Genomic DNA, 26,396 nt, shown 5'->3' with positions numbered 1-26,396 from the left:
ATTTTTCTATTGGATTAGCTGTTTTTATATTTTTTTTAAAAATTTTACATAAGCTTGTCAATTTCCATTCTTATATTATCGGACAATCCTCCAAATACAATTTGAACACTATTACCTTTTTTCAATATACCGCTAGCACCCAGATTTTTAAAGTAGGCGTCTGATTTAATGAATTCTATTTGTTTTAGATTAACTCTTAGTCTTGATGCACACGCATCAATGTATGTAATATTATCTTTTCCCCCAAGACCCTCTAATACTTTTGAAGCGGTTTCTGATAAGCTTGTTTTTTCTGAACTCATCATACTTTTTTCCATCTCTTCATCTTCTCTTCCTATTGTTTTAAGGTTGAATTTCATGATTGCAAATTTAAATATAAAGTAAAATCCAATAAAGTAAAAGATTCCCAAGATGGGAATTGCTATCCAATTTGTTTTGCTATTTCCCTGAAGTATTCCAAATAAGAACATATCTATAAATCCTCCAGAAAATGTTAGTCCAACTCCTACGTTTAAAAGGTGTGTTAAAAGATATGCTAGTCCAAAAAGAGGAACATATATAAAGTAATAAAGTGCTGGTGCTGCAAAAAGGAATGCAAATTCAAGAGGCTCTGTAATTCCTGTTAACATTGATGTAAAGCTAGCAGATAGTAGTAATGAAGCTACGTTGTTTTTATTTTCAGGTTTTGATGTATGGTACATAGCAAGTGCAGCCCCAGGTAATCCAAAGATCATAACAACAAATTCTCCGCTGAAAAACCTTGTTCCTTTTGCAACTTCAAAGTGTACAGTATTGGGATCTGCAAGTTGTTTGAAAAATATATTTTGTGCTCCTGATATGAGTTCTTCATTTATTTCCAATGTTCCCCCAACAGCTGTTTGCCAAAATGGCAAATAAAATATGTGGTGAAGTCCAAACGGAATTAAAGATCTTTTTATTGCTCCATATGCAAATGTTCCAAAAAGTCCTGATTGTTCTACAATTCTTCCAAACGAAGTCATTGCGCCTTGTATAAAAGGCCAAGTAAATGTTAAAAATATTCCTACTACAAACATTGTCATTGTGGTTATGATTGGCACAAATCTTGTGCCTCCAAAAAATGCTAAAAATGTAGGTAATTGAATATTATGGAATCTGTTATGAAGAAATACAGCAACAAATCCGGCTATCAGCCCTCCCATTACGCTCATTTGAAGAGAGAATATTCCAAGTACATTTGTATATTCCTGGCTTTTTGCTGTTGCAACTGTTTCAGGCATTCCTAATTCCAATAGTGCTTTTAAGCTTGCGCTTTCTGGTGTGATTCCTTGTATGTATAAGATTCCATTTATAGTTTGATGCATAACTAAAAATCCGACTACTCCCGCTAAAGCGGCTGTTCCTTTTTCTAATTTAGCAAGTCCTATTGGAATTGCTGCTGCAAACATTAAGGGCAGGTTCGCAAAAATTACTTCTCCTGTATATTTCATAAGATAAAGTATTGAGCTAGCCACAGTTCCTTTTCCAAGGACCCCTTCTAATCCATAAGCCTGAATCATTGTTTCATTAGTAAATGCTCCCCCAATTCCCAATAAAATTCCAGCTGCTGGTAAAAGTGCTATTGGAAGCATGAAGGCTTTTCCTACTTTTTGTAATATTGTAAATATAGATATAGATGCTGATGATGTTGACATAATTTTCCCCTTTTTATTAAGTGCAAATTAATTAATTAAAATAATTAATTTGAATAATACGCTTAATATCTTAACAAGATTTTTTAATCTTGTAAATATCAGTATTGAATAAATGATAGTATATTAAATTGCTGATTGTAATCTTTGTTTTCATTGAAATTATTTTATTTCTAAATTTAGAAATAAATCGGATCAATTTGGCTTAGAATGTTATTAATGGTAATTAATCAGCAATGAGCATTGTAAAGTTAAATTCCTATTAAATACTTATAAATTTCACTAGTTTTGTCGGAGTAATCTATAGGTAGTTTATTATCGCCATCTCTGATATTTGGATTAGCGCCTTTTTCAATAAGTGATTTAATAAAATTTAAATCATATTTTTGAATTATAGCATTATGAAGAGCTGTTTGAGAACTTTGATTTGTTAAATTAATATTAAATTCTTTTGTTATTAAATAATGTATAATACTTTTTGCTTTTACATTTATAGCATAAGTAAATATTGGATTGCCGTTGGAAAATATTGTATTTAGTGAAAAAATATTATTATTTTTTGATAAAAATTCTTTAAAATCATCAAGTTTATCATTTTCAGTTAAATTTTGTAGTTGCTTCTTTTTCTCAATGTATAAACTATATTCTTTTTTGATTTTTATTGTCTTGAGAAAGTCATCTTTATTTTCTTGCAAGTCTATGTAATAAGGGCTGGTGTCTATATTATTTTTATAATATTCTATGGGAGTGATAATATTTTTTTCATCAAGATAGTAAACGTTTATTAGTTCCTTGAAGTTTATATTTTTATTTTCTGGTATTAAATCAAATCTAACATTATAACTTTTAAATTTTTTAAAAGGAATTAAATTATAATTTTGATCGTAAAACAGCAATTCTGTTATTTGTCCGTTTGCATTTTTTATAACGGGAATAATATTCCCATTCTCATCAATACCTATTTCTGTATTTTCTCCATTTAGAATGGGTAATTTATATTTATTATAAATAGGAGTAATATTTTCTTTTATTTGATCAAGTTTTGCTTTAATTTCTGAATTTGTTGCTCTAACATAATTTTTATAATTTGTTTGAATTTCATAAGAACTTTTTCCAATGTTTTTAGCATATTTTTCAAAACTAGCATTAAACACTGTATATATTGGATCAAATTTTGACATCAATTCCATTCTTATTGGTACTGGAAAATTTAGAAGGTATTTGGGGAAAAATTGTTCATTTATTTTATGTATTTCAAGAAATTCTTTTTCAAAAATATTAAAATCTTCCAATAACTGCTTTTCAGTGAAGTAATAAGATAAATTTGAACTCATAATAAAAAGAGTAAAAAAAGTTAAATAATATAAAAAGTATAAATTTTTTAATTTCCCTCTGATTTTATTTCTTAAGTTTTTATTAAAAATTGTAAAAGATAGAAATCCAATAACAAGGTAACCAGAATATAGAAATATTTTACTTAGCGCGTAATAACTCATTTTACATCCTTTTAAAGTTTATTTTTAAATTATATCAAAATATTTCTATATTTTTATTACTTTACTTTATTTTACTAAAAGCATACAATTAGGCATTAAATGAAGAAGTTTTTAATACCCGTTTATTTTTTATTGTTTTATGGTTGTTCAACAGTATCTTTGCTAGAGATACCAGAAAAAGATAAAATAAATTTAACTGTTTTATCATCTTTGATGAATTATCCTGATTTAAAGATTTCAAATTTTAAAATAAAAGACTATGAACATTTGCATCATTTATATAATTTTGAAAGCTTGAATGATGCTAAAAATAATAGTGCTTATATTTGCGTTGATGAATCTAATTTTAATAATAATATTGATTTTATCAAAGATCTTTTTATTTATAATAAAAAATTATATAGAATACTTATTGCTTATAGCTTGACCCAAGGGGCATCTTTTAAGGCAGAAGTTTTATCTTATCTTGAAAAACAAAAAATTATGAAAAATTTTTCATTGAAAATAAATTTTCCAACTACTAAAAAATTTATGGATAACAAGTATTGGATTGTAATTGCAAAAAACCACTTAGATTCTCTTATTAAGAGTAAAAATTATTTAATCTTGGCCAATGTAAAGATGGAATATATACTCAAAAAGTTTTTAATTTGAGAAAGTTTTTTATTCTAGATCCTCAAATATTTTTTTAATTCGTTCTTTTTTTTTAAGTTCATATTTTTCCAAATCAAGAGCTATTGATTCTTTAATTTTATCTGTATTGTGGAGGTAAATGTTCGCTTCTATTTTTTCTTTTGTGTTTTTGATTTTCAAAAATTTTTTACTCTTTTTTATTTTGTCCATTTTGCTAAGATCATTGAGTATGCTTAATTTTAAATAAATTATATTTTCAGTTACTTGAAATTCTTTTGCTATTGTTTTTTGAGGATATTCTTTAGATTTATATTGAGATAATTTTAATTTTAATGTGGTTGTTGGAACTAATATGTTTGCTGCAAATATGTTAGCTTCTGTTGCCATTTGACTGTCTTGAATATCATTATAATAGTTTTCATTTTTGGATAAATTTTTAATTTGATTTTGATGCATCAAATAATGCCCCAAGTGTTTTGCTATTGTAAATCTTTTATTTTCAAGACTCATGTTTTCATTTATATATAAAGATTTTTCATTTAATTGAATATATCCTGAAAAATCTTTATTCTTATCTTGAAAACTTATTTCGAAAATTTTAAGATCTTCTTCCATAGCAATTTTTATTATAGGAACAGGAATAAGCAATATTTTATGTTTTGATATTATGTAATCCGAATAGACTTTAGAATTTTCAATATAAGAGCTGAATTTGTTTTCATTCATTTAATATAAACACTCTCCTTTCTGTATTGTATAATATAAGTTAATTATGAAATATAGTTTTTTTTTGATTTTAGTGGTTTTTATTTGCTCTTCTTGTAAGATTTTAAATATTGCTGAAGATTTGGAAAAGAATTTTGAAAAAATTGAAAGAGCAGATTATTTTCTTTATTTTTATCCAGGTAGTCAAATATACATTAAAAAAGATAAATCTAGCAATAAGTTTACTGTTTTTTTAAATGTTATGCTAGATTCAACTTTAAATTTTACCAAAGGTTATTTGAAGTTAATTCAAGACAATAAATATATTGGAAATATTGCTATTTCTAAGGTGGTTAGTATTGGGAATTTTAAGTTTTTATACATTAATCTTGATAAAGATAATTTTGCTCTTATGTCAAAAGCTTTAACCCCTTACAAAAAGCTAGTCTTTTTATTTAATAAGGATTCTTTTCAGGTTTGGACTAAGGACACCTTGCAATATGATCCAAGATTTATTGATGTTAATTTCAAGAATACAAAAAATACTTTAGAATATGCATTTAAAAACAAAATTTTATAAAAAAACTCACATATTATGGACTTTCTTAAAAATTTTTAAAAAAGATTTAATACTTTTTTATTTAATATTTTTAATCTTATCTTGTGCTACAATCTATTTTGACGGTATTCCTGAATTAAAAAAAGATTCTAAATATATTAAGTTCATTCAAGAGAATAATAAAATTTCTTTAAGACATTATTTTACCATTTCTAATGTTTGGAATTTAAGGTACAAAGAACCTTTATTTTTAAAAGTTGAAAACGATATAATTGCGTTATTCCTATTTAATCGTCATAAGCTAATTGATGGTAAATATCTTCAAACCTTTTTTAGCGTTGGAAAAGATATTTCTTTGAAAGCTTATTTAAAGCTTATTAAAGCTAGAAAATTTGTGATTACAAATAGTTCTGAAAAGATTATTAAAACCATTGTATTTTCGAACTTGCCTGACAGTGAAAATATTTTCTTTCAGAACAATATGCTTAATAAGGTGCAATAGACCTTTAAAAAAAATTAAAAAATCAATTTATTATTGGAAATATTTTTAAACAATAAAAAGGAAAGTTTTATGGGAAAATATATAAAAGGTTTATTTTTTCAATTTAAAAACAGTGATATCAACTATAAAAAGGAAATTTTAGCAGGCATTACTACATTTTTAAGTATGTCATATATTATAGCTGTTAACCCAGCAATACTATCTAACACAGGCATGCCAATTGGGGCACTAGTTACTGCAACCTGTTTAACAGCAGCATTTTCTACTATCCTAATGGGACTTTATACTAATGCGCCCCTGGCATTAGCTTCTGGAATGAGCCTGAATGCTTTTTTTGCATTTTCTGTGGTAATTGGAATGAACATTCCCTGGCAAGTTGCATTAGCTGCTGTTTTTATTGAAGGACTAATTTTTATTCTCTTATCCTTTTTAAGAGTAAGAGAACAAATTATAAATTCTATTCCAATAAATTTAAAATATTCTATTTCAGTTGGAATAGGGCTTTTTATTGCTTTTATTGGTTTTGTCAACGGAGGAATTATTATTAAAAATGATGCTACATTGGTTGGAATTAGCTCGTTTGTTGACTTGAAAGTTTTATTTACCTTTTTAGGATTATTTTTTATTGTAATTTTTGAACAATTAAATGTAAGGGGAAGTATACTTTGGGCAATTTGTTCAGTCACTGCCATAGCATGGATATATGCAATATTTAATTTAGAGGACGCTCAAGCTATTGGAATACAACTTCCCAGTGGGATTCTAAAATTTGAATCCATTGGACCAATATTTAACCAATTAGATTTTTCTTATGTTTTAAATGAGCATTTTTGGACTTTTACATCAATAGTTTTCATTCTCTTGTTCAATGATTTATTTGATACTGTGGGCATTTTAATAAGCGTTACAACAAAAGGTGGAATGTTGGATAAAAATGGAAAAATTCCCAATGCAAGAAAAATATTATTGGTAGATGGTATTGCTACTACTTTTGGAGCAATAATGGGGGTTTCTACTGTTACTACTTATATTGAAAGTTTTACAGGAATTGCTGAAGGTGGAAAAACAGGATTTACCTCAATTATAACTGGAGTATTATTTCTATTTGCAGTTTTTTTTGCTCCACTGTTTGTTGCTGTTCCTGCTAGCGCAACTGCTGCAGCGCTAATATATGTAGGATTTTCAATGTGCAGGGAAATAATTAAAATTGATTTCTTTAATATTAGAGAAAATATTTCTAGCTTTTTAATATTTTTTTTGATTCCTTTAACTTATAGCATTTCTTCAGGATTTTTTGTTGGCGCAGCATTTTATATTTTAGTAAATATATCATTTAATTTTTTTAGTAAAGAAAAGATTAAAATTTCTCCTGTACTGCTAATATTATGCTTAATTTTTATTATTAAATTTATTTATGGCTATTAATAATTTTTATAAAATTTTATTTATCAAGATGTTTTATTAATAGATTAAAAACTAACAATAGCACTGGCTTTATTTTTGATATAAAATAAAATTTGAGGAGTAATTTGTAATGAATCAATCGAAAGAAACATTATTATTTCAATTTAAAAATAAAACCATTGATTATAAAAAAGAAATTATCGGTGGTATTACCACCTTTTTGAGCATGGCATACATAATAGCTGTTAATCCGGCAATATTATCTAGCACAGGTATGCCAATTGGTGCATTAGTTACTGCAACTTGCTTAACATCAGCATTTTCTAGTATATTAATGGGGCTTTATACTAATACCCCTATATCACTAGCACCTGGTATGGGCCTTAATGCATTTTTTGCATTTTCTGTAGTAATTGGAATGAATATTCCTTGGCAAGTTGCATTAGCGGCTGTTTTTACCGAGGGGCTAATATTTATTGTACTCTCTTTATCAAGAGCTAGGGAAAGCATTGCAAATTCCATACCGGTAAATTTAAAATACTCTATTACGGTTGGAATAGGGCTTTTTATTGCTTTTATTGGCTTTGTCAATGGTGGAATTATTATTAAAAATGATGCTACATTGGTTGGAATTGGATCATTTGTTGATTTAAAAGTTTTATTTACATTTTTAGGATTATTTTTTATTGTAATTTTTGAACAATTAAATGTAAGGGGAAGTATACTTTGGGCAATTTGTTCAGTCACTGCCATAGCATGGATATATGCAACCATTAGTCCAGAAAGTGCAGTAGCTGCCGGAATACGTTTTCCAGATGGAATTTTAAGATTCGAGTCTATTGGACCAATATTTAACCAATTAGATTTTTCCTACATATTAAGCAAACATTTTTGGAGTTTTATTACAATTGTATTGGTATTGCTGTTTAATGATTTATTTGATACTTTGGGCACTTTAATAGCAGTGGCAGCAAAAGGTAACATGTTAGACAAAAATGGGAAAATTCCTAATGTTGGCAAAATATTTTTAATTGATGCTATTTCTACTACTGTTGGAGCAATAATGGGTGTTTCAACTGTAACCGCATACATTGAAAGTTGCACAGGAATAGAAGAAGGTGGTAAAACCGGACTTACAACAATAGTAACGGGAATAATGTTCTTTATTGCAATATTCCTTTCACCATTATTTATTGCCGTTCCTGCTAGTGCAACTGCTGCAGCACTAATATATGTAGGATTTTCAATGTGCAGAGAAATATTAAACATTAATTTCTCTAATATAAGAGAAAACGTTTCCAGTTTTTTAATACTTTTTTTAATTCCCCTAACATACAATATCTCTTCAGGTATAAGCATTGGAATAATATTTTATGTTTTAATAAATATAATACTTAATTTATTGGAAAATAAAAAAAATAAAATCTCTCCAGTAATGATAATACTGTGCCTAGTTTTTATTATTAAATTTATTTATATTTATTGACGATTTGCTATTTAGAAAAAAAATTTAAAATTTGCAATTTCAAAAAATTAAATTCTAAATCTAAAAAAAGAAACTTTTATCTTCAAAAGATTATTTCTCCTAACAATAAACTTTATACAAATCACATGCAGCTAAAAACTACTTATATTGCCTTTAAAATCTGCAAAAACCGTTTAAGTCCGCTTAAGCTTTTAAAAATCAAAATTTGAATTCTCTAAAAATTACTACCAAATTTTGTTTATATTGATAATACTTAAATTTAACTTATTAACGAATTGGAAATAAATTTTTATTCTTTAAAATAAGAAGTTAAAGTTAAATGTATTTTAAGCAATATTTTTAGAAAATAAAAAAATAAAAGCCAAGAAATCTTTCTTGACTTATATTGACTTTATTTTTCCAGTTACTTTTTTAAAACAAATTAATCTTATAATATTGATTTTAATTAAGGGGTTTTTGGAGCTTCTGCCACAACAGGACTTGTAAGCTCTTTAACTGAATTATCTAGCAATTCTTTAGCTGCTTTTGACAAGTTTCCTACTGATTCGAATAATTTTCCGAGTTCTTCAGCGCCCTTAGTTTTATCCCCATGTGTTTTTAAAATAGCTTTTTTTGAATTCTCATCAGTAACACCCTGCACGCCAAGCTCCGCCTGATTATCTTTTAGCTTTTTAGTAAATGCTTCAGCACAATCCTTAGCATTTGAAATTTTTTCCTTTAATTCTTCTGAATTTTTCAATTTACCCAACTTTTGTGTGATTAAGGCTGATATTGTATAAGCTCCTGCTACCAATGACTCGTTACGATTTGCTTCGGCCTCTAAACTACCATCGTTTTTTATTTTTTTACCAATAGCTTTAGCAAGTTCATCTATAGATGCAAGTAAAGCCTCAACTTCTTTTACAGCCAGAACAACTGCATTAGAATCTGCAATTTTTTTACTTATTTCTGTAAGATTAGGCCCTTTAACAGACTCATCAGCAGTATTAGATGCAGAATTACCATCTTTCCCTGAATTGTTACAAGATATAAATAAAAATAAAGTCATTAATATTGCACTTAATGTATTCTTTTTCATTAATTTGTGCCTCCTTTTTATTTATGAATTATTAGTTCAACAATTTTGTTTTTCAATTTTTTCAATAATTTTTCAATTTTTCTTCAATAAATACTTATTGAAGATTTTTCAAAAATTATTTATTCAAAATATTGAATAAACATTAAAAAATATCTTAATTTGATTTTAAAATTGACATAAGTAAAGCTAAATATGCTAAAATTAAGTGAAATATGCTTTAATAAGAAAACTTTTAATTTATTTTAAGGACTTGCATAATGAATGCCCAGGCAATACTTGTATTAGATTTTGGATCCCAATATAGTCAACTAATTGCAAAAAGAATTAGAGAAATTGGCGTTTATACAAAAGTAATGCCTTACTATACTCCTTTAAAAGAAATTAAAAATATGAACATCTCGGGAATAATATTAAGCGGGGGTCCTGCTTCTGTTTATTCAAAAGAAGCTCCTACCCTGGATATTGAAATTTTTAAATTAAAAATACCTGTTTTGGGCATATGTTATGGAATGCAAATAATTGCTAAATTATTTGGAGGCCTAGTATCTAAAGACTCTAATCAAGAATATGGAAGCTCTGAAATCTTTCTGAAAGATGATAAATCTCTTCTATTTTCAGAACTTCCAAACAAATTTCAAATTATTATGAGTCATGGAGACAGTATTAAAAAGATTCCCGATAATTTTAAACAATTAGCTTTTACAAAAAATTGTATTGCTTCTATATCAAATGAAACTCAAAAAATTTACGGTCTACAATTCCATCCAGAAGTAACTCATTCTGAATTTGGAGATCAAATACTTAAAAATTTTGTTTTTAAAATTTGCCAAGCTCAAATTAACTGGTCATTAGAAGGCAATATAGAAACCATTGTGGAAAAAATTAAGTTTAAAGTAGGAATCAAAAAAGTTATTTTAGGGCTTTCTGGTGGTACAGACTCTTTAGTTTGTGCATTACTTATAAAAAAGGCAATAAAACAAAATTTGATCTGCGTTTTTGTAAACACCGGATTGTTGCGTAAAAATGAAGAAAAAAAAATACTAGATTTAAAGCATCAATATGATTTAAATATCAAATACATTGATGCTTCTGCAAGATTTTTAAACAATTTAAAAAATATAAGTGATCCTGAAGAAAAGAGAAAAATAATAGGAAAAGAATTTGTAGATGTTTTTGAAAAAATTACTCTAGAAGATAAAAATATAGAATATTTAGCTCAAGGAACAATTTATTCTGACGTAATCGAATCTAAATCAAAAGATAGCGCTTCTTCAAAAATTAAGTCTCATCACAACGTGGGGGGACTCCCAGATAAGATGCGTTTAAAACTTTTAGAACCTTTGAACGAATTTTTTAAAGATGAAATAATTCAAATCGGAATAAATCTGGGCATTAAAAAAGAATCTCTTTATAGACATCCATTTCCAGGCCCAGGACTAGCTATAAGAATAATTGGAGAAGTCACACAAGAAAAGATAAATATCTTACAAGAAGCAGACAACATTCTAACAGAGGAGCTTTTTATAAATGATTTATATTATCAAATAAGACAAGCATTTGTTGTATTGCTTCCTGTTAAATCGGTTGGCGTAATGGGAGATCAAAGAACATACGAATACACAGCTGTAATTAGATGTGTAAATACCCAAGACTTCATGACTGCAGAATGGACTGAACTTCCTTATGTTTTTTTAAAAAAGGTTTCTTCAAGAATAATTAATGAAGTTCGAGGTATAAATAGAGTTTGTTATGATATATCTTCTAAGCCGCCATCAACCATAGAATGGGAATAACAAAACCAATAAAAAGGAAACTTTATGCCAAATAAGATAATAAAAGAAGCTTTAACTTTTGATGATGTGTCTTTAATTCCAAGAAAATCCTCTGTATTACCTAATGAGGTTAGCTTAAAAACACAATTGACAAAAAACATATCTCTAAACATACCATTTTTAAGCTCAGCAATGGATACTGTTACAGAAAGCCAGCTGGCAATAGCCATTGCTAAAGAAGGTGGAATAGGAATTATACATAAAAATATGTCAATAGAAGCTCAAAGGAAAGAAATAGAAAAAGTAAAAACATGTGAATTCCAAAAAATCATTAATACCAATAAAGATACAAACGAAAAACCCCCAAAAATATTTGCAGCAAAACAATATATAGAAAAATCCGATGTATGCAAAAATGCAGAAGACAAAGAAGATTTTCCTAATGCGTGCACAGATTTAAATAGTAGACTAAGAGTGGGCGCTGCTGTTTCCATTGATATTAATACCATAGAACGAGTTGAAGAACTTGCAAAGGCACATGTAGATATACTTGTCATAGACTCTGCCCACGGACATTCTACAAGAATAATAGAACTTGTCAAAACAATTAAAAATAAGTACCCAAACTTAGACCTTATTGCTGGAAACATAGTAACTAAAGAAGCTGCATTAGATTTAATAAGTGCGGGAGCAGATTGTTTAAAAGTAGGAATAGGCCCGGGTAGCATATGCACAACAAGAATAGTTGCGGGAGTTGGAGTTCCCCAAATAACAGCAATCTGTGATGTTTATGAAGTTTGTAAAAATACAAACATTTGCATTATAGCAGATGGCGGAATTAGGGTTTCAGGAGATATTGTTAAAGCCATTGCAGCGGGAGCTGATAGCGTAATGATAGGCAATCTCTTTGCAGGCACAAAAGAATCTCCTTCCGAAGAAATAATTTACAATGGAAAAAAATTCAAATCCTACGTTGGAATGGGTTCTATTTCTGCTATGAAAAGAGGCTCTAAATCAAGATATTTTCAACTAGAAAACAACGAACCTAAAAAATTAGTCCCCGAAGGAATTGAGGGTATGGTGCCGTATTCTGGAAAATTACAAGATATTTTAACTCAATTAAAAGGAGGGTTAATGTCTGGAATGGGCTATTTGGGAGCAGCCACAATATCTGATTTAAAAATAAATTCTAAGTTTGTAAAAATAAGTCATTCTTCATTAAAAGAATCCCATCCTCACGATGTTTTTAACATAACATAAAGATAGGAAAAATATTGATCAAATTAAATACCTATCATCTTTAAAAGATTAAAATGTTACATTTTTCTCTTAAAGAAATAACAATTTTAGTAGGAAAAGAATAATGAAAAACATAATAATGTAATCTATTTTTGCAATGCTTTTTCTAGTATTAATATATTAGTACTTACTCTGTTTAAAAATAAAAACTCTAAAATGATTAAATTAAAGAAATGAACCCTTAGTTTAAGAATTCATTTCTAATTTTTAGAAAAAAATAAAATATAAATTATTTAATTGGTTTTATTTCAGATAAATTAAATCTTTCTGAAACATTTGGCTCCCAACCTTTCCACTTGTCGTTTCTAAAAAGATAACTAGAAGAAGTTATATTAATGAATACAGCCGGAAAATCTCTTTCGATTATTATTGCTTCTGCTTTTTTTAGAATTTCCTGTCTTTTTAAAATATTTCTTTCATTGTCTGATTTTATTAAAAGTTCATCATATTCAGAATTTGAATATCCATAAGATGAAAAAGCTGTGTTTTCGGTTTGAAAGATGCTTAAGAACGTCATAGGGTCAGCATAATCCCCTGACCATCCTGATCTTATTATTTCATAATTACCATTTACCCTACTATTTATATATGTTGACCATTCTTCATTCTCAAGCTGTACATTAATATTTAAGTTTTTATTCCACTGATTTTGAATAAATTCAGCAATTTTTCTCTGGCGATCATTTGTATTGTACTTTACTTTTAATAAAGGAAAATTATTACCATTAGGATATCCTGCATCCGCCAAAAGCTTCTTTGCTATTTTTACATCAAATAAGCTTAGATTGCTTTTATAAGAGTAATCAATATAATCTGGAGTTGCTCTTCTTGTAGGAATAGAACTATCATTTAGAACACTCTCTGTTAAAGTTTTTCTATCAATAGCAAGAGACAGCGCCTTTCTAACTTTAACATTGTCAAGTGGCTTTACTTTTATATTTAAAGAATAAAAAAAGGTTGAGTTAGTTCCTATTGAATAATAATCGTCTCTAAGCTTAAGATCCTTAAGCAAATCTGGCGGAACATTGTTAAAAATTGCATCTAATTCATCATTTAAATACATATTATAAGCTGTAATACTATTGTCTGCGACAAAAAATATAATGCTGTCAAGAACAACATCTTTGGAGTTATAATATTTATTATTCTTTTCAAGAACAACCTTTTCATTTAAAACTCTAGATTTTAATTTGAAAGGACCACTAACAACCATGTTCTCAGGCTCTGTCCACCTTTGCCCATACTTTTCAATAACGTGCACTGGTACAGGAATAAATGTTTGATGTACCAACATATCAAGAAAATACGGCTTTGGGGATTTAAGTGTTATTTCTAAAGTTTTCTCATCAAGAGCTTTAATTCCAAGTTCAGACTCATTTACTTTACCGTCAAAATACTCTTCTGCATTTTTTATAACGGACTTAATCATGTTAACAAAAGATGAACCGGTTTCTTTATCTAAAATTCTAAGATAAGATTTTCTTATCCCCTCGGCAGTAATGGGAACCCCATCGCTCCAAACAAGATTATCTCTTAAATGAAACGTATAGACTACTCCATCATCAGAAATATCCCAACTTTTAGCAAGTCCGGGTCTGTATCCTCCAGTTCTGGGATCTCCATCTAAAATGCCAAGAAACATTTGGCTTACAATCCCTGATCCAACCGTATCGTTTATTAATTGAACATCTAAAGTAGCAGGCTCACTTCCGATATTTAGCTTAAAAACCAATTTGTTTCCATTACTTTCATTAACACAAGAAATAAATAAAATTAAATTGAGAAATAATACAATTATTAACTTTTTTATCAATATTTTCATACAAGCATCCTTACAAGTTTTTATAAATTTAAATTTTGCCTATATTTTATTATATATGAAATATAATTTCACATTCACATTATTAAAGGCACTTAAATTATTCTATAAATAAAGTATTTATAATTTATTCTTTATTAAAGAGAATATAAGCTTATAATTTTTTATTGTTTACTTTCCAGCGATTATTATACACATAAAAAATAATTTTAAATTTATTTATCTATTTGTAAATTAGATTTATTGAGATTTATTATTTTTTATTAAAAAAAAATTAATATTGAATTTTAAAAAATTGGAATTAAATTTTAAATTAAATTTCGTATTTAACGCTTCCTTTATAGCAATAAAAGTTCTTGTAAAGAACTTTTATTGCTATAAAAACACCTTTAAAGAGATTAAAAATCTTCTTATATATTTCTAGCAAAAGCAATACTAGACAAAAGGAGTAACCAAAAAGTCCCTAACAATGATTTAAAGAAATAAAAATTAATTTATTAAAAATTGTTTGCAATGATCTAACAAAAAATATATTATTATGTTCATTAGTCTATATTTTTTTATCAAAGGAGAGGAATATGGGATTATATCAAAATCAATTAAAATGTTTAAAATTGTTGGTATTTTTTTTATTAATATCTTGCACTTCCTTAAACGTTGAGCACGATCAATTTGGAAAAACATTTAGAATATACCAAAGTTTAAACAAAAATGCAGAACTTAAAGGTATTTTTAATTATAAAACAGGAATAACTAAAATAGTTTTATATACAAAATTTAGAAACCATAGTATAACAGAACAGAATCCTTTATTACTACCAGATGGAACGAAAATTGAGGGAAAAGTAAGTTACAAAAGAGATAACAATCATTTTTTTGGCAATTGGATCAATTATTCTTCATTTGTTTTGTCTAAGTCTTTATTGGCAAAGATGATTAAAGAAGAAGATGCTTCTTATAAGAATAAGGAAGTTAAAATTAGAATTGGATTGGAAGATTTAAGCTTGAAAAAATATAAAATTTTGGACTTTCTAGTAATGGTTGAATCAATTGAAAATAAAGATTATAAAAATTAATTTTTATAATCTTTATTGTTTTTTCCGGATTACAATAAATATTTTATTGTGGAATGGAATTAATATAGGAGGTATATAATTTTTATTTTAATCATTTGAAAAATGACAAAGGCTACCTTATGGTAGCCAACTTATTATTCTAATCAAACAACAAGAGCGAGACATTGCATCTCAATCTATATAGATTATTATATAGTATTTTATTTTTTTGTAAAGTGTTTTTGAAACATTTTTTTGAATGTATTAATGCTTTTTGGATTTAGAATATTATTTTCTGTCTTTTAAGTTGTCATATTTATTTTTAATATTTGTAAGTAATTTTTGATTATTATCATATAGCTCTTTTAGTAAGAAACTTACAAAATTTGTATTTGATTTATAAAAATCAAATACTCTTTCATCTTCAATTTTTATCTTAAACGACTTATTCATTTTGGGTCTTTTATTGGTTGTAATACCATTATTTTCTAAAAATTGTATAGCATAATGTATTCCTTTTTTTAAAATTAATTCGTAATTAATTTTACCACTGTCAATTCCTATTGCCAGTTTGATATATCTATAAACAGAAGTTTTGGCCATTTTATAATCTTTTATAAAATGGCCAAAACTTTTATATTTGTCTATAACGTAATACTTATTGTCATTAATTTCTTTTAAAATTCGAGCTGTTTCAATTTTGTTGTAAGATTCCTCTTTTATTAAAATTTTTAGTTTTTCTTTCAATTTTAAGTATCTGGATTTTCTGTTTTTTTTTATTTCATTTCCATTGATTTCAACTCTTTTAACAATTTCTATTTTTTTATTTAATTTCATTTTTTATTTTTACTCCATTATATACTTTCAAATTAGTTCCATATGGAACTAATAGTTCCATATGGAACTAATTTGAAAGTATACTTAAAAACTTATCGAGTATACTTTCATAAGCTTTGTAGTAATCCTCATTAGAATTGAATTCTTCTCTGTAAAATATAGTTTTACGCAAATTGTCTCTTTTAGGAACACTTCCCAAAAATTTGCCTTTATATTCACATTCAATAAACTTTTTAAGTTCTTGATCGATGTTTTGTCTTTCAATAAATTTGGTTATTAAATAAAATATTGGTAAATCTTTTATAAAAAGATCACTAAGTCTACTAGTTATTAGATCTAAACTTTCAATTGCCCACTGGTCTGTTGGTAAAGGTATAATTAAATAATCTGTGATGATCAAACTATTATTGAGTAAACTTCCCAATGTAGGTGCTGTATCCATTATAATAAAGTCGTATCTGTTTTGAATAAAGCTTAAAAAAATTTTAAGTAAATTTTCTTTTAATGAGATACTTTCTTCATTAAATTTGCTCAAGTTTATATGGCTTGCTATGAAATCTATATTATTGTTTATTTTGATTGTCGAATTTTCTATATCTATTTCTTTTTTAAGAATCTTGTATATATTAATGTTTTTTGGGCTAAGATTTTTTTTTCTTAAGATATTAATATAAAAACTTGTGCTACTTGCTTGTGGATCCAGATCTATTAATAGTATTTTGTTATTTTTTTTTGAGAGTATGTTTGTGAACATTAGTGCTGTTGTACTTTTTCCCACCCCTCCTTTTATTGATGCAATTGTTATTATTTTTGGTTTTTTTTTATCCAATTTAATATTCCTTTATTACTTTCATATTTTTTACCATAAAATTTATGTACTTCTTTTTCGATTTTTAAAGTTCTTTCTAAAAGAGATTTGTAAAAAATTTTATTTTTATTTTCATTTTTAGTGAATATGTATAAGCTTCTTAAATAACAAAAAACGCTTCCTTTTTTAAATTTAAATTCCATATAAAATATTTTTTTTAATCTTATGATTTTTTTTGTTCCTTTTTCTGAATAATTTATAACAAATGGTTTTGGAAGGTTTATAAAACCGTAAAAAATTCCTAAAAATTTATCATTTTCTTTTACTGCAAATAAATGAAAACTTTCATATTTTTTTTTGTTAAATACATTTCTTAAGCATAGCCAAAATTTTCCTTTATTTGGTTTTGCCTCAAAATTATTTATCATGCTAAATATTTTTGTATGATAAACAATTTTGTTTTCTAATCGTTCAATTTTATTAAAAAAATTTTTTTTTGTTTCTTTATTTTTCATTAGTTTTTTTTACTTTACTTTGTAATTCTTTAATCATATTTTTGTTTTTTTATTAGATCTTTCATTAATACAATAGCATTTTTTATGTTATTTGATGTATAGATTTGTTTTTCGTTTTCCAGGTTATTTTTTCTTTTAAATTCTTTTATTAGTTCATTAAAATCTGTTTTTTTAAATTTTTTTGCCATAAACCATATTTTTTTTTTCTTTTTTTTTAAAATTTTTTTGAAAAATTTTATTATTTTTTTTTCTTCATATTCATACAGTTCTTCTATGAAATCTTTTAAATTCCATAATGAGTTTTTATAAGTTATTCTGTTTTCTGTTATTTTTTTTATTTCTTCTAGATTTATTGATGTCAATTTTTTTTTTATTTCTTTTTCTAGGAAGTTTATAGTTTTTTTTAGATTTTGACTGCTTTTTCTAAAGTAGTCTTTGGAATTCTTATAATATTTACTTTTACTATTACTTAATACATGTGAAGTTATTTGATGTGAAATTTTATACTTTTGAGATTCTTCTATTATTTTAATTTTTTTTATGTTCTTATTTTTTGATATTTCGTGCTTTGTTTTTTTATCAATAAAATATGCTGTACTGATAATTTTTTTAGCTAATTTCTCAAGGACTTTATTTATGGTATAGTAAGTAAAACTTCCATTGTTTTTCCCAAGTGGATTGAAATGACTTTTAACTAGTCCTAAAGTTTCAAAAATTTTTATGTCATTTTGTATCGTTCTTTTAGTAACCTTTTTAAATCCTTTTTTTTCCAATATAGAATTTGTCATTGCTACAACATTGCTTAGAGAATATTTTTTTTTAGATATGAAGTAGTTGGCGCTTAGTTTTTGAATGACCCAAAATATTTTCAATCTTCGATCTACAACTTTATTAAAAGGCATCTTGTTGGTTTTTATTTGATACATTTTAAACTCCTATCGTTTGACGTTTTATTGCATTAAGCACTAAAATTAATGATAATACACTTATTTTAAAAAGTAAAGTTTTATTAATAAATTTTTAATCAAATGTATAGGTTTAATAAGTTAAAATTTATGCTTACTTGATTGCAAATTTTTTATGCAATGATCTACTTCTTTTAAGAATTTTAAAAGAAGCGGTTTATATATTTCAAATGTGAATTCCCCCTTTTCTCCGTAAGATTTTAATTTTAAAGTAATATCTTTTTCAATGTTTTTTGTTAGCTCTATTATTTTTTGAGGACTTAATACTATATTTAATGTTTCTTTTATTATTTTTGAATTCTTTAAAGTTCTCACAGGAGGCTCAATTTTCAATTTTCTATCATTCTCATCATAAATAGAATTTAGAAAGCGCAATTGATCAGAGTATAAGCTTAAATTCAAAAACAAGATATTTAAATTTTCACAGGGGTAATAATTTGCTATAATAAATGTTTCGTAAGTTTCTGAGGGGGTGTCTGATTTTTCAAATAATTTTGGAATTTTCATACTGTAGATGTAATAATCCTCTATTTCGTTATATTCTGTTTTAAGCTCTGTTTTTTCAATTTCAATTTTTCTATTATCGATACGTTTTTGCAAAATATTTTTAGATATTTTAATTTCTTTATCAAAATCTGTTATATATGCCAAAATGTATTCTTTATTAAATTTTATGCTATGTGATACATTCCAATTATCCTTAAGGTCAATGTTAATGTATTTTCCTGTGCTTTTATCGTAAATATGGGTTAATAGATCTCTTGAATTGGTTAGTGAAATGCTAATAATGCTTTTATTAAAGCTAGATTTTACTTTGAGCTCTGCTTTATATTCTGAATAATTAATTTTTTCTTCATTTATCAAAATGCTTTCAGGATTTATTTGTAATCCCTTTTTTTTGATATAAATATTTACTTTGAAATTTTCTTGTTCTGTTAAAGGATTGTATACTCCCACAATAGATATTTTATTATCATAATTTCTGCTTATTATTGAGTCTTCTTGAAATTTTAGTTTTCCTAATTTATGATTTGTATCGTGTAGATTGAAATTACCATTTAAGATGGATTTGCAACCCAAAATTAACAAAAATAAGGAAATGTTTTTAAGGTATTTCATTTTTTGTTCCTTAAGTAATTCTATATAATTGTATAAATTTAATTCTAGTGCAATAATTATATTCTTTTTGATTTTAATTATTGAAGAATTTGTTATACTTTTTACGTAAGCTTTTCATTAATAATAATATATTTTAGTAATATTTAATGAGAAATTTTAGATGAAAAAAAAGTTTAATTTTATTTTCCTCTTTATTATTTTTTTGTTTTCATGTAATACTAGCGTTTCTTCAATTTTTATTAGGCCTTTAGATGAGGTAATAAAAATTGAGATTGGTTTATATGAATCGTTAGGAGATGGTAAATTTAAAACCGGCATTCATACTAAGAATTACTTTGATTCTATTAAAGATATTAATTATTATTCTTATTTTTTTATTTTAGATAAATTTAGCCATAATATTATAATGAAATTGGCTTTAAGTTCTAAAAAAGCAAGCCCATTAACCTATGATTTTGGTATTTTTTTTGATCGTAAATTTAAAGTAACAATTTCTAATTTAAATTCAAATGAACCTGGATTTAACACTATTGATAGTTTTTACAAAAAAATTTCTTTTAAAAATAGCATCAATAATAATATTCAGAATATTGCCACTATTATTTTTAATTTGGATGATATAAAGGCTATTAATCGGGATTTTGAACTTAAAAATAATATTGAGGATCTTAATTCTTCTACCAATGAATTTATGTATTTTCTTGATAGTTCTAAAAATTTTGATTTAAGAGAGTCCTACATCACTGTTTATTATTATATCCTTAAAGCAATTGAAAAATTTTTACAATAAATAAACTTTTTATTAGGGCATTTATTTATTTTCTATTATTTTGAATTTTTCCCAAGGTTCTATTTTTTCAAGCAAAAATATTTCGTCATTGACTATTTTGCCAACTACGTTTACAAGACCATTATTGGGGGTATCTTTTAGTGCGATTTGAAGTTCTCCTGCATAGCCCAAGTATTCTGAAGAGTCTATGAGGATGTCACCTTTTTTAATTTCATTTGGGGAATGTACAGGAAATTCTCTATTGTTGTAGTATACTCTTGACATAGTTGATCGAATTCTATAGGAATTAATATCTCCTCTATTAAAATGTAAATTTTCAAGGATTATTTCTTTTTCTACTGAAGTTGCATTTGGATTTAGGTCTGCCTTGAGCTCTAAAATATTCTTGTTTACCTTAGATACTTTTTTTAGTTCTATGTCACTTGGAAAACAATTAGAAATTAGAACGGAGTCTATTCCTTCTTTGAAAAGATCTTTTGCTTGAGTTTCTATATCTTTAGATCTGTGTGATTCTAGTGTAGGAACACCTTCTTTTTCTTTCCCTCGTGCGCATTCTTCTGCATTATTAGAACTAATAAATGCGGCTGTTGGGATTGAATAATGTTTGAATATTTTTGTTGTTTCTTTAAAGAAATTTTTTGAAAGTCCTGTATATTTGTGAGGATAAAAATTATGACACCCAAGTAGATTTTTTATATTAGGCTTAAAATACATTATTGTATCAATATGTTTATTTATATTGCTTATATTAAGTTGAATCTTAAGGTCGGAGTCGTTAAAAGTCATTAATGATTCTTCAATGCCTGTGAATGTATTATCTAATCTAATTGCCCAAGCTCCAAGCTTTTTAAAATAATCTAGTTTTGAACAATTTCTAAGATTTGAAATATCGATTTTCAATTCTTTGAAAATTTCAGGACTTACATCAATAATAGGTTTCATTCCGTTTTTATTTGCAATGCTAAGTAATTCTTTGAATATGTCAAATTCATTTCCGTTAATATAGAGCAAAGAGGTAAATACCTGGGTAAATCCAAAATGAGCACTTTTCTCAATATATTCAATAATTTTATTTTTGGGACTTATATTAGGATATATGGATATTCCAATTTCTTTCATTTTAACCTTCCTTAAACAGAACCTTTATTGTTAAATGCATTAATTGCAAGTTGTAATACTTTTTCGCCATTCATTGTTCCATAATCGATTGTGTTAATTATTTCGATTGGAATTCCCTTGGGTTTTGTTATTTCTTCAAGTCTTTTTTTATTAAATCTTGACTGCGGTGCAAGCAAAACAACGTCAAAGCGGTCAACAACTTCGCCAAGACGTGTTTCAGCAATGGCTTCAATTGTTGCATTTATGTTTTTTGATTTGGCATATTTTTCAATTCTTTGTACCAGCATACTTGTGGACATTCCCGCTCCACATACAAGTAGTATGTTCATATTTCCTCCTAGTTTTTTATTTCATTTATTATTTTGTAAACATTGATTAATTCTTCAAAAATGCTTAATTCTGAAATTGCAGACATTAAATGATCTTCAGCATGAATTAAAATAAAAGGTGTTTTAACAGATTTTGGATTAGTTGCTGATTGATGTATTATTTCTCTATGTGCTTCATGGGCCTTTGCAATAGATTTTTTACTTTCCTGTATAGTAAGCTCTGCTTTGTCATATTCTTTGTTTTTGGCATATTCCAAAGCCTCTCTTAGAAAGCTTTTCGCTTCACCAGAGTAAGCTACAACAGGCATACTTATTTTATCTATTAATTCTTCTATGCTATATATTTTTTTATTCATGTATAAAATATTCTCCTTTTATTTATAAAGCAATAATTAATATTATTTAATATATCTTATAAAGATTATATTATAAGATATATTTAAAATAAATAATTTTATTATAAATATATCTTATAAGGATTTTATTATCATTAATATTAATTGTACTATATTACAACAAATATTATAAGTTGTTAATTATAACTTTTAATTAGTTTTTATTGAGAGATAAATTATATTATAATAAATATTATAAGTTATTAATTATAACTTTTAATTAGTTTTTATTGGAGGATAGTTTTCATGAATTTTCAAGATTTTATTGAAACTACTTTAGTTCCTGTTGCTAGTAAAATTGGTTCAAATAGATATTTAATTGCTTTAAGAGATGGCTTTACTTTTTCTATGCCTTTTTTAATAGTTGGTTCTTTTATTTTACTTTTAGTTAATTTGCCCTTTACAGATTCTCAAACATTGTTATATCAACAGTGGTATGTTGATTTAATGGCTAAATATAAAGGAAATCTTGTACAGCCATTTTATGTAAGTATGGGTATTATGTCTATATTTGTTGTTTTTGGTATTGGTTATAACTTATCTAATCATTATAAACTTAGTGGGATTACAGGAGGATTTTTATCTCTTTATACATTTTTAATTTTAGCTGGGCAATCAGATTGGATACCTTACGGTGGAGATGCTGCTAAATGGGGAGTTCAGCCTAATTCATGGTTTCCCGTAATTGATGCAAGATATTTTAGTGCTCAAGGAGTATTTACGGCCATTATTGCTGCTATTTTTTCTGTTGAAGTTTATAAATTTTTAGTTCAAAAAAATATGGCAATTAAACTTCCAGAGTCTGTTCCGCCTGCTGTTTTAAAATCTTTTGAAGCTTTAATTCCTGTTATTGTACTGTCAATTGTAGCTCAAGGCGTTAATATTGCTATTCAAAGTTCTGTGGGAAGCCTTTTTCCTGAAATAATTATGAATATGTTTAGGCCTGTTTTGCAAATCAGCGATACTTTAGTTGGGACTTTAACAATTTCTTTTATTGTTCATACATTATGGTTTTGTGGTCTTCATGGTACTAATGTTATTATTGCTCTGCTTAATCCTATAATTTTGTCAAATCTTGATTCTAATATTAGGGCTCTTTCTGATAATCTTCCACTTCCTCATATTTTAGCGGGTGGATTTCTTGATTCATTTATATATATTGGTGGTGCGGGTGCAACTTTAGGGCTTGCTATTGCTATGATGCTTAGCAAATCTCAACATCTAAAAGCCATAGGTAAGCTTTCATTTGCTCCTGGGCTTTTTAATATTAATGAGCCTATTATGTTTGGGGCACCAATAGTTTTAAATCCTATATTAGGTATTCCTTTTTTGCTTATTCCTGTATTTAATATACTTGTTGCATATACCCTTACTAATTTTGGAATTATTGAAAGGGTCAGAACTTTGGTTCCATGGACAACGCCTGCTCCTATTGCAGCTTTTATTTCTACAGGGCTTGATATTAAATCATTTGTTCTGGTTTTATTATTATTGATTACTTCTGTATTTATGTATTTACCCTTTATTAAAGCGTATGATAAAGCTCTACTTTTGCAGGAAAAAGAATAGGAAATTATTTTAAATTGCTATTGTAAAGCTTGTAATAAAAATATCAGAGAGCTATTTATAAATAGCTCTTTTTTAGAAAATAATAAAATTTATTTAAATTTTATTATTTTGTACTTTACATTAACAAAAAGATTGGCTGGTGTGGATAGAATATCTCTTTGTTTCATTATTATGCAATAATAGTACATATTGTATAATTTAATTTAATATATAAGCATATTTTTTAAAAATCAGAAATTTTTTACTTAGCTAAAGATTTTAAACTTGGTATAATTGAATTAATATGCCTCCAAAAGTGAAGATAAAAAATGATTTTGAAATATTTAGAAAAGAATTAGAAATTCTATATAACAAATATCTCAATAATGAGCTTTCATATTCAAAATTAAAAGAAAAAATAAAAATTCTTGCAGAGAATCACAAAGCCATTCTTTTTAGAAAGGATAAATTCACAAATCGTTCAATAATATTAAATCTTTCAAAGACTCGTAAAATAATTAAAGAATATATTAATCTTTCAGTAATTGAAAAGATTAGAAGAGATAATACTTTTTTATTTTTTTGGAAATCAAAAAAAATAAAAGAATTAAAAAATATAGGAATTAAGGACCGGAAAAAAATAGAAGAGTTAATATTTTTAAATAAAATGAATGATGAGAAGCCTTATTTTCAATATTTTATAGATTTGTTTGTAACTCCAAAATGGTTAAATGATTATGCTCATAAATATAAAATTGAAAAAATTAATAGTTATAGGAAAGAACAGATATTTGTTAAAATTAATTTAAATACCTATGTTGAAATAATTAAGCTTTTACTAAATCAAAGCCGAGATATTAGATTGAAATTTTATGGAGTTTTAATGGCAATAGGACGTCGTCCTGTTGAAGTAATGAAGCTTTCTCAATTTTATATCGCAGATAAAAATCATATTCGTATGGAGTTTATTGCAAAAAAGCGAGAAAATAATATTATTAATGAAGTTGTTTTTCCAGTTTTTGCAGATCCTGAATTAATAATTAATTCCATAAAAGAAATACGCTATATGGAGCAGACCGAGAATCTTACTAAAGAGATAATTTCTTCAAATCTTGCATACAGTTATAATAGGCTGTTTCGTCAAATTTTTAATAATATTTTTGCTCCTGAAGAGTCTGTTTATTTTTGTAGGGCTATTTATTGTAAATTTTCTTATCTTGCATTTGCGCCCAAAAACATGGAAATGAATTATTGGATAACAAAGGTTTTAGGACACGAGCCAAACGACATAACAACGGCTTTTCATTATAATCGGTATGTTTTAGATAATTTAGATGATAAGGCAGATAACAACTTATTAACATTGCTTAATCAAAGAATTTATACATATGTTAGACGCAAAGCCACCTATTCTATTCTTACAATAGATCGTTTAGAAAGTTTGATAAAAGAACATCATATATTTGATGATAATTATATTAAAACGTTGATTGTAATTAAAAATTTGATGTTGAAGGATAATTTAGAAACTTTGGCAATGGTTAGAGGATTGAATGTTAAAATTCGAAAAGCCTTTAAAACCACATATGGATACAATTATAACTATATAAAACTTACAGAATACTTATCAATAATTTTTAATTATAAGCTATAATTTTTGTTTTTTAAATTTCAGGCATTATCAATACATTTGGGGAATATTAGGAATTATTTTATTAATAAGATATTATATAATTTATATGAAAATAGGTCCTCATTATTTTTTTAAAAAAATTTTAAAATCTAATGACAATAGAACGATTTATATTTCTTATCTTTATGATATTTTGTCTTCAGTTAAACCAGCAGGAGATTGGCTTAAAATTTATTTTAAAGATTCTAAAAGAGGTAAAAAATATTTTATTCTTTTTAATAGGAGTAGTTTCAATGGTAGATTTATTTCGTGTAGTTTTTTTAAAACAAATTGTAATTACGGACTTGATATTAAATTTTCTGATGGCAATTTGAATATTTTTTGTAGAAACAGAAAGTCTTTAGAGTTTTTGAAATTTAAAGTTGAACATTTTTTTAGAACTGGCGTGTATTGCTTTCAGAATAACAATTCTTATGTGCGCAATATTAAAGCAAAAAATAAAAAAGTTAAGATCCTTGTTAAACGAGAGGCAAGTCCTAATAATAAATTTTAAAATCATTAAATTGAAAAGGATAATTTTCATCTAAAATTATTTTTTCAATGTTTTCTATGTTTGCATACTTATTCCCATTTAATAATTTTTCAAATTTTTTCATTTGTTCTTTAGTATTAAAGAAAGCTACAATTTCTACCCTACCATCTTTTAGATTTTTTACAAATCCTTTTAGTTTCATATTATTTGCTATTTGCTCTGTAAAAAATCTAAAACCAACACCCTGTACCTTGCCAGAAATAAAATATTGTTGTTTATACATTATTACCTTCTTTGTATAAAATCTATCCAATAGAAAAATTTTTAA

Annotated in this window: 26 protein-coding genes; 12 read left to right on the top strand and 14 right to left on the bottom strand. The window is 26.2% G+C overall.

The features are described from left to right. Positions 1–44: 44 nt before the first annotated feature. Positions 45–1,673 (bottom strand): PTS transporter subunit EIIC, encoded by a 1,629-nt coding sequence (locus QIA00_RS04390; protein ID WP_316257680.1) that lies wholly within the window; start codon positions 1,671–1,673, stop codon positions 45–47. Between the two features lie 248 nt (positions 1,674–1,921). Beyond that, on the bottom strand, positions 1,922–3,166 hold the full coding sequence (locus QIA00_RS04385) for an ankyrin repeat domain-containing protein (protein ID WP_316257679.1): 1,245 nt from the start codon (positions 3,164–3,166) through the stop codon (positions 1,922–1,924). Between the two features lie 99 nt (positions 3,167–3,265). On the opposite strand from QIA00_RS04385, the gene QIA00_RS04380 reads away from it, so the two are divergent. After that, entirely contained in the window at positions 3,266–3,820 is a 555-nt protein-coding gene (locus QIA00_RS04380) for a hypothetical protein (protein ID WP_316257678.1), read from the top strand. A gap of 9 nt (positions 3,821–3,829) precedes the next feature. On the opposite strand, the gene QIA00_RS04375 is transcribed toward QIA00_RS04380, so the two are convergent. Further along, entirely contained in the window at positions 3,830–4,525 is a 696-nt protein-coding gene (locus tag QIA00_RS04375) for an ImmA/IrrE family metallo-endopeptidase (protein ID WP_316257677.1), read from the bottom strand. 46 nt (positions 4,526–4,571) lie between these two features. Between QIA00_RS04375 and QIA00_RS04370 the strand changes: the two genes are divergently transcribed. The 4 genes from QIA00_RS04370 (at position 4,572) to QIA00_RS04355 (ending at position 8,455) form a co-directional block, all read left to right on the top strand. Beyond that, entirely contained in the window at positions 4,572–5,084 is a 513-nt protein-coding gene (locus QIA00_RS04370; RefSeq protein WP_316257676.1) for a hypothetical protein, read from the top strand. Further along, positions 5,059–5,565: a hypothetical protein gene (locus QIA00_RS04365; protein ID WP_316257675.1), complete on the top strand. Its 507-nt coding sequence runs from the start codon at positions 5,059–5,061 to the stop codon at positions 5,563–5,565. Before QIA00_RS04370 ends, QIA00_RS04365 begins: the two co-directional genes overlap by 26 nt. Positions 5,566–5,634: 69 nt before the next feature. Beyond that, positions 5,635–6,990, top strand: a complete 1,356-nt coding sequence (locus QIA00_RS04360; protein WP_316257674.1) for an NCS2 family permease — start codon at positions 5,635–5,637, stop codon at positions 6,988–6,990. Positions 6,991–7,099: 109 nt separating this feature from the next. After that, positions 7,100–8,455 (top strand): NCS2 family permease, encoded by a 1,356-nt coding sequence (locus tag QIA00_RS04355; protein ID WP_316257673.1) that lies wholly within the window; start codon positions 7,100–7,102, stop codon positions 8,453–8,455. A gap of 445 nt (positions 8,456–8,900) precedes the next feature. Here the strand turns inward: QIA00_RS04355 and ospC are convergent, their stop codons facing one another. Beyond that, positions 8,901–9,533 (bottom strand): outer surface protein OspC, encoded by a 633-nt coding sequence (gene ospC / locus QIA00_RS04350; protein ID WP_316257672.1) that lies wholly within the window; start codon positions 9,531–9,533, stop codon positions 8,901–8,903. A 257-nt stretch (positions 9,534–9,790) separates the two neighbouring features. Between ospC and guaA the strand changes: the two genes are divergently transcribed. Beyond that, positions 9,791–11,326, top strand: a complete 1,536-nt coding sequence (guaA, locus tag QIA00_RS04345; protein ID WP_316257671.1) for a glutamine-hydrolyzing GMP synthase — start codon at positions 9,791–9,793, stop codon at positions 11,324–11,326. A gap of 24 nt (positions 11,327–11,350) precedes the next feature. Next, the gene (gene guaB, locus QIA00_RS04340; RefSeq protein ID WP_316257670.1) at positions 11,351–12,565 is read left to right on the top strand and encodes an inosine-5'-monophosphate dehydrogenase; all 1,215 of its coding nucleotides are present in this window, start codon (positions 11,351–11,353) and stop codon (positions 12,563–12,565) included. Between the two features lie 268 nt (positions 12,566–12,833). Here the strand turns inward: guaB and QIA00_RS04335 are convergent, their stop codons facing one another. Further along, positions 12,834–14,426: a peptide ABC transporter substrate-binding protein gene (locus QIA00_RS04335; RefSeq protein WP_316257696.1), complete on the bottom strand. Its 1,593-nt coding sequence runs from the start codon at positions 14,424–14,426 to the stop codon at positions 12,834–12,836. A gap of 575 nt (positions 14,427–15,001) precedes the next feature. On the opposite strand from QIA00_RS04335, the gene QIA00_RS04330 reads away from it, so the two are divergent. Beyond that, positions 15,002–15,499 carry an oligopeptide permease-like protein gene (locus QIA00_RS04330; RefSeq protein ID WP_316257695.1) on the top strand — a complete coding sequence of 166 codons (498 nt, stop codon included), beginning with the start codon at positions 15,002–15,004 and terminating at the stop codon, positions 15,497–15,499. A gap of 267 nt (positions 15,500–15,766) precedes the next feature. On the opposite strand, the gene QIA00_RS04325 is transcribed toward QIA00_RS04330, so the two are convergent. The 5 genes from QIA00_RS04325 to QIA00_RS04305 form a co-directional block, all read right to left on the bottom strand. Beyond that, complete coding sequence (locus tag QIA00_RS04325) at positions 15,767–16,315, bottom strand: chromosome replication/partitioning protein (protein WP_316257694.1); 549 nt, start codon at positions 16,313–16,315, stop codon at positions 15,767–15,769. Between the two features lie 67 nt (positions 16,316–16,382). Beyond that, positions 16,383–17,144 (bottom strand): ParA family protein, encoded by a 762-nt coding sequence (locus QIA00_RS04320; protein WP_316257693.1) that lies wholly within the window; start codon positions 17,142–17,144, stop codon positions 16,383–16,385. After that, complete coding sequence (locus tag QIA00_RS04315) at positions 17,120–17,638, bottom strand: DUF226 domain-containing protein (RefSeq protein WP_316257692.1); 519 nt, start codon at positions 17,636–17,638, stop codon at positions 17,120–17,122. Before QIA00_RS04315 ends, QIA00_RS04320 begins: the two co-directional genes overlap by 25 nt. 29 nt (positions 17,639–17,667) lie before the next feature. Then, positions 17,668–18,564, bottom strand: a complete 897-nt coding sequence (locus QIA00_RS04310; protein WP_316257691.1) for a plasmid maintenance protein — start codon at positions 18,562–18,564, stop codon at positions 17,668–17,670. A gap of 120 nt (positions 18,565–18,684) precedes the next feature. Next, positions 18,685–19,722: a hypothetical protein gene (locus QIA00_RS04305; protein WP_316257690.1), complete on the bottom strand. Its 1,038-nt coding sequence runs from the start codon at positions 19,720–19,722 to the stop codon at positions 18,685–18,687. 160 nt (positions 19,723–19,882) lie between these two features. Here QIA00_RS04305 and QIA00_RS04300 point away from each other — a divergent pair, with 160 nt between their 5' ends. Beyond that, on the top strand, positions 19,883–20,512 hold the full coding sequence (locus QIA00_RS04300; protein ID WP_316257689.1) for a hypothetical protein: 630 nt from the start codon (positions 19,883–19,885) through the stop codon (positions 20,510–20,512). 21 nt (positions 20,513–20,533) lie between these two features. Here QIA00_RS04300 and QIA00_RS04295 read toward each other — a convergent pair whose 3' ends face one another. From QIA00_RS04295 to QIA00_RS04285, 3 genes are read right to left on the bottom strand one after another with little or no spacing between them, the layout of a single operon-like run. Continuing rightward, entirely contained in the window at positions 20,534–21,631 is a 1,098-nt protein-coding gene (locus tag QIA00_RS04295; RefSeq protein ID WP_316257688.1) for an alpha3-beta1 integrin-binding protein, read from the bottom strand. A gap of 11 nt (positions 21,632–21,642) precedes the next feature. Then, complete coding sequence (locus tag QIA00_RS04290) at positions 21,643–21,960, bottom strand: PTS sugar transporter subunit IIB (RefSeq protein ID WP_301427610.1); 318 nt, start codon at positions 21,958–21,960, stop codon at positions 21,643–21,645. 8 nt (positions 21,961–21,968) lie between these two features. Then, positions 21,969–22,316, bottom strand: coding sequence for a PTS sugar transporter subunit IIA (locus tag QIA00_RS04285; RefSeq protein ID WP_231013852.1), 348 nt, complete (start codon positions 22,314–22,316; stop codon positions 21,969–21,971). Between the two features lie 285 nt (positions 22,317–22,601). Here QIA00_RS04285 and celB point away from each other — a divergent pair, with 285 nt between their 5' ends. From celB to QIA00_RS04270, 3 genes are all read left to right on the top strand, one after another. Continuing rightward, positions 22,602–23,924 carry a PTS cellobiose transporter subunit IIC gene (celB, locus tag QIA00_RS04280; protein ID WP_316257686.1) on the top strand — a complete coding sequence of 441 codons (1,323 nt, stop codon included), beginning with the start codon at positions 22,602–22,604 and terminating at the stop codon, positions 23,922–23,924. Between the two features lie 283 nt (positions 23,925–24,207). After that, positions 24,208–25,557: a telomere resolvase ResT gene (resT, locus tag QIA00_RS04275; protein ID WP_316257684.1), complete on the top strand. Its 1,350-nt coding sequence runs from the start codon at positions 24,208–24,210 to the stop codon at positions 25,555–25,557. Between the two features lie 85 nt (positions 25,558–25,642). Further along, positions 25,643–26,089 (top strand): hypothetical protein, encoded by a 447-nt coding sequence (locus tag QIA00_RS04270; protein ID WP_316257682.1) that lies wholly within the window; start codon positions 25,643–25,645, stop codon positions 26,087–26,089. On the opposite strand, the gene QIA00_RS04265 is transcribed toward QIA00_RS04270, so the two are convergent. Beyond that, complete coding sequence (locus QIA00_RS04265; RefSeq protein WP_316257681.1) at positions 26,073–26,351, bottom strand: acylphosphatase; 279 nt, start codon at positions 26,349–26,351, stop codon at positions 26,073–26,075. The genes QIA00_RS04270 and QIA00_RS04265 overlap by 17 nt on opposite strands. Positions 26,352–26,396 lie beyond the last annotated feature (45 nt).

This window comes from Borreliella americana, assembly GCF_032595795.2.
In the GTDB taxonomy this organism is placed as follows: Bacteria; Spirochaetota; Spirochaetia; order Borreliales; family Borreliaceae; genus Borreliella; species Borreliella americana.
This window is presented reverse-complemented; position numbering and strand designations above follow the sequence as displayed.